This window comes from Phenylobacterium sp. (assembly GCF_036263695.1).
In the GTDB taxonomy this organism is placed as follows: domain Bacteria; phylum Pseudomonadota; class Alphaproteobacteria; order Caulobacterales; family Caulobacteraceae; genus Phenylobacterium.
In genome coordinates this window covers 1-3,502 of record NZ_DATAGM010000440.1, presented here as the reverse complement: position 1 = coordinate 3,502, position 3,502 = coordinate 1, and the positions used below count along the sequence as shown (strand labels likewise).

The 3,502-nt window shown below is 68.7% G+C and carries 4 protein-coding genes; 2 read left to right on the top strand and 2 right to left on the bottom strand.

Annotated features, from left to right (window positions below; genetic code table 11):
- Window positions 1-568: TolC family protein (locus VHK87_RS17720; protein ID WP_329636218.1), on the top strand; the 568-nt coding region annotated here is incomplete at its 5' end.
- A 3-nt stretch (window positions 569-571) separates the two neighbouring features.
- Here the strand turns inward: VHK87_RS17720 and VHK87_RS17715 are convergent.
- The gene (locus tag VHK87_RS17715) at window positions 572-1,372 is read right to left on the bottom strand and encodes a potassium channel family protein (protein WP_329636217.1); all 801 of its coding nucleotides are present in this window, start codon (window positions 1,370-1,372) and stop codon (window positions 572-574) included.
- Between the two features lie 331 nt (window positions 1,373-1,703).
- Here VHK87_RS17715 and VHK87_RS17710 point away from each other — a divergent pair, with 331 nt between their 5' ends.
- Complete coding sequence (locus VHK87_RS17710; RefSeq protein ID WP_329636216.1) at window positions 1,704-3,002, top strand: ammonium transporter; 1,299 nt, start codon at window positions 1,704-1,706, stop codon at window positions 3,000-3,002.
- Here the strand turns inward: VHK87_RS17710 and VHK87_RS17705 are convergent.
- Window positions 2,999-3,316: a YggT family protein gene (locus VHK87_RS17705; RefSeq protein ID WP_329636215.1), complete on the bottom strand. Its 318-nt coding sequence runs from the start codon at window positions 3,314-3,316 to the stop codon at window positions 2,999-3,001. The two genes, VHK87_RS17710 and VHK87_RS17705, sit on opposite strands and share 4 nt — an antisense overlap.
- Window positions 3,317-3,502: the final 186 nt, after the last annotated feature.

The following is a 3,502-nucleotide window of genomic DNA, read 5'->3' as shown; positions in this document are numbered from 1 at the left end:
CGTCCGCGAGGCCGAGCGACGGCTGGCGGCCGCCACGGCGCGCATCGGCGTCGCCACCGCCGACCTCTATCCGCGCATCACCCTGGGCGGCGCCCTCTCCACCAGTGACGCGGGGGGCTCCTTCGGCGACGACTTCCAGTTCAGCATCGGCCCGCTCATCCAGTGGTCCTTCCCGAACGTGGCGGCGGCCCGCGCCCGGGTTCGCCAAGCTAGCGCCGGGGCCGACGAGGCCCTGGCCCGCTTCGAGCAAACCACCTTGCTGGCCCTGCAGGAGACCGAGACCGCCCTCGTCCGCTACGCCCGCGAGCTCGACCGGCGCGCCGCGCTACAGCGGGCCCTGGAGGCCGGCCGCGAGGCCGCGCGGCTGTCGCGCATGCGATACGACGCCGGCGCCGACAGCCTGCTGGCGGTGCTGATCGCCGAGCAGCGTGTGGCCCAGCTCGAGCTCCAGCTCGCCCAATCGGAGGGCGCCGCGGCCGACAGCCAAATCGTGCTCTTCAAGGCCCTCGGTGGCGGCTGGGAAGCGCCGCTCGCCCGGGCCGCGGCGTCAGCACCCGCGGGCGGATAGGGCTCACTCCTCGTTCGGGATGTTGATCAGCATTCCGCAGGCTTTGCAGTGCACCGCGTCCGGGTCGTGGCGCATGAGCCCGCAGGCCGGGCAGGCGAAGCGGACCTTGTTGGGCTTGAACAGAGAGGTGGCCAGGCGGGCGAAGAACGCGATGCCGCTGATCATGATGGCCATCGACAGCACCTTGCCCCAGGGCCCCGGCAGGGTGATGTCGCCATAGCCGGTGGTGGTCAGGCTCGTGACCGTAAAATACAGCGCGTCGAGGTAGCCGGTGATCCCCGAGCCCTGGCCGATGAAGCTAGTGTAGACGAACCCCGTGGCCACGAAGACGAAGGTGATCAGCCCCGACAGGGTGCGGATGATCTCTTCCCAGCGGGTGTCGTCGTAGCGCCGCCCGACCGTGTCCCAGAAGAAGTCCGAGTTGAACAGGGTCCAGATCCTGAGCACCCGCAGGAAGGCCAGGTTGAACAGCCAGTGGGGGAACAGGAGGGTGAGCAGGACGAAGATGTCGAGCCAGATCATCGGCCGCTTGATCCAGTCCACCGCCCGGCGGGAGGCCAAGCCCCGGGCTCCGAGGTCGATGGCGAGGATCAGCGCGACCACATAGTCTACGACCAGAAAGGCCGGGGTCTGACGCAGGAATGGGGCGGCGATGAAGAAGGCGATCAGCGCCAGATCGACCCCGATGACCGCCAGCCGGAAACGCACGGCCTTGGCCGTATGGCCGTGGTAGAGATGGTTCAGCCGGATCCGCAGGCGCGCGATGCGCGTCGCCAGGCTGTAGCCGCTGTCCGCCTGAACCAATGTCCTCCCGCCTCCGCTCGAGCTCGTAACGCCTAAGTTCGGGTGCGGATCGCCTCTTGGGAAGGGGTGCGATCGGCCCGGCCGTGGTCGGGGGGGTGCCTAGGGGGTGCGCCGGGCCGATCGCGCTGCTCATTGGACGGGGAAGTCGTTGAGCAGCGACCTGACAACGAGCCGTTAAATCAGAAGTTCCTACGGCCCAGCGCGGATTTGTTCGGCCCTGCAATTCTCCTGGCTGGCCTGCGCGGCTGCCCAACTTACGCGCGGCGCCGAACACCGTTATACCCACGACTGTCTACGGCTTAGGCAGCCGTCGCCAGGGGAGGGCGAACAGATGAAGGCTCGGATCTCGCGCGGCGGCCTCGCCGCGTTGGCCGCAGGCGCGGCGCTGATCGCCGGCCCGGCCGCCGCCCAGGAGCCGGCGCTGGACGGCGCGAACACCGCCTGGATCCTGACCGCAACCGCTCTCGTCCTGTTCATGACCCTGCCCGGCCTTGCCCTGTTCTACGCCGGCCTCGTGCGCGTGAAAAACGTGCTGTCGGTGATGATGCACTGCGTGGCCATCGCCTGCCTGATGTCGGTGCTGTGGCTGTTCGGGGCCTACAGCCTGGCCTTCTCCGGCGACGGCGCCTGGATCGGCGACCTGGCGAAATTCGCCCTGCTGCCGGTGGGCCGCGACGACCTTTCCGGGACCCTGCCGGAGAGCGTCTTTTTCATGTTCCAGATGACCTTCGCGATCATCACCCCAGCGCTGATCGTCGGCGCCTATGTGGAGCGGATCAGATTCAGCGCTGTGCTGCTGTTCAGCGGCCTGTGGCTCTACCTGGTCTACGCCCCCGTCGCCCACTGGGTGTGGGGCGGCGGCTTCCTGGCCGACATGGGGGTGAAGGACTTCGCCGGCGGCCTGGTCGTCCACGCCACGGCCGGCGTCTCCGCCCTGGTGCTGGCCAAGATGCTCGGCCCCCGCGACGGCTACCCCTCGGACCTGTCGCCGCCACACAATCCCGGCATGACCATGATGGGCGCGGCCATGCTGTGGGTCGGCTGGTACGGCTTCAACGGGGGCAGCGCCCTGGCGGCCGACGGCGCGGCCGGCTCGGCCCTGATGGCCACCCACCTGTCGGCCGCGGCCGCCGGCCTCACCTGGGCCGTGATCGAGAAGATGCGGTTCAAGCGGGCAAGCATGGTCGGCCTGGTCACCGGCGTGATCGCGGGCCTGGCCACCGTCACCCCGGCCTCCGGCTTTGTCGGTCCCATCGGCGGCGTCGTGCTGGGCGTGGCCGGCGCCATCGTCTGCTTCTTCGCCGTCGACCTGATCCGCAACAGGATCCGCATCGACGACTCCCTCGACGTGTTCGCCGTCCACGGGGTCGGCGGCATCCTCGGAACCCTGCTGCTGGCGGTCCTAGCCGCGCCCGAGCTCGGCGGCGCCGGCTTCGGCGAAGGCATGACCATGGGCCGGCAGGCCGGCGTCCAGGCGCTCGGCGTCGTGGTCACCGTCGTCTGGTCCCTGATCGCCAGCATCGTCATCGCCCTGGTCGTCAAGGCCACCGTCGGCCTGCGCCACCGCGACGAGGCCATCGAGGAAGGGCTCGACATGCACGACCACGGCGAGCGGGCGTTCAATCCTTAGTAGGCGAGCGAGCGCAGGAGGAAGTTGAAGAACGCCGGCAGCAGGTAGGTCTGGACGCCGCCCAGGATCAGGATGACGATGATCGGGCTGATGTCGACGCCGCCCAGCGTCGGGATGATCTTCTGGAAGGGCCGCAGCACCGGCCGGGTCACCGCGTCCAGGAAACGCACGATGTTGTAGGCGAACGGGTTGCGCAGGTTGATGACGTCGAACGCCACCAGCCAGGACAGCACCGCGCTGATGATGATCGCCCACACCATCAGGGTCAGCAGGCCGTTCAGGATGAAATAGAGGAACTGGAGAATCGCGGCCATTTGCGGGTCCGGTTGAGGGGTGGCCGCATCTAGCGGGGCCGCTGAGCCGCTGGCAAGCGCACGCGACATCCCGCGCTGCACCCTCGCCCTTGACACCAGCCCTCCGACCCGCCTTATTCCGCGCCTTCCTGGGGCCGTAGCTCAGTTGGTAGAGCGCCTCGTTCGCAATGAGGAGGTCAGGGGTTC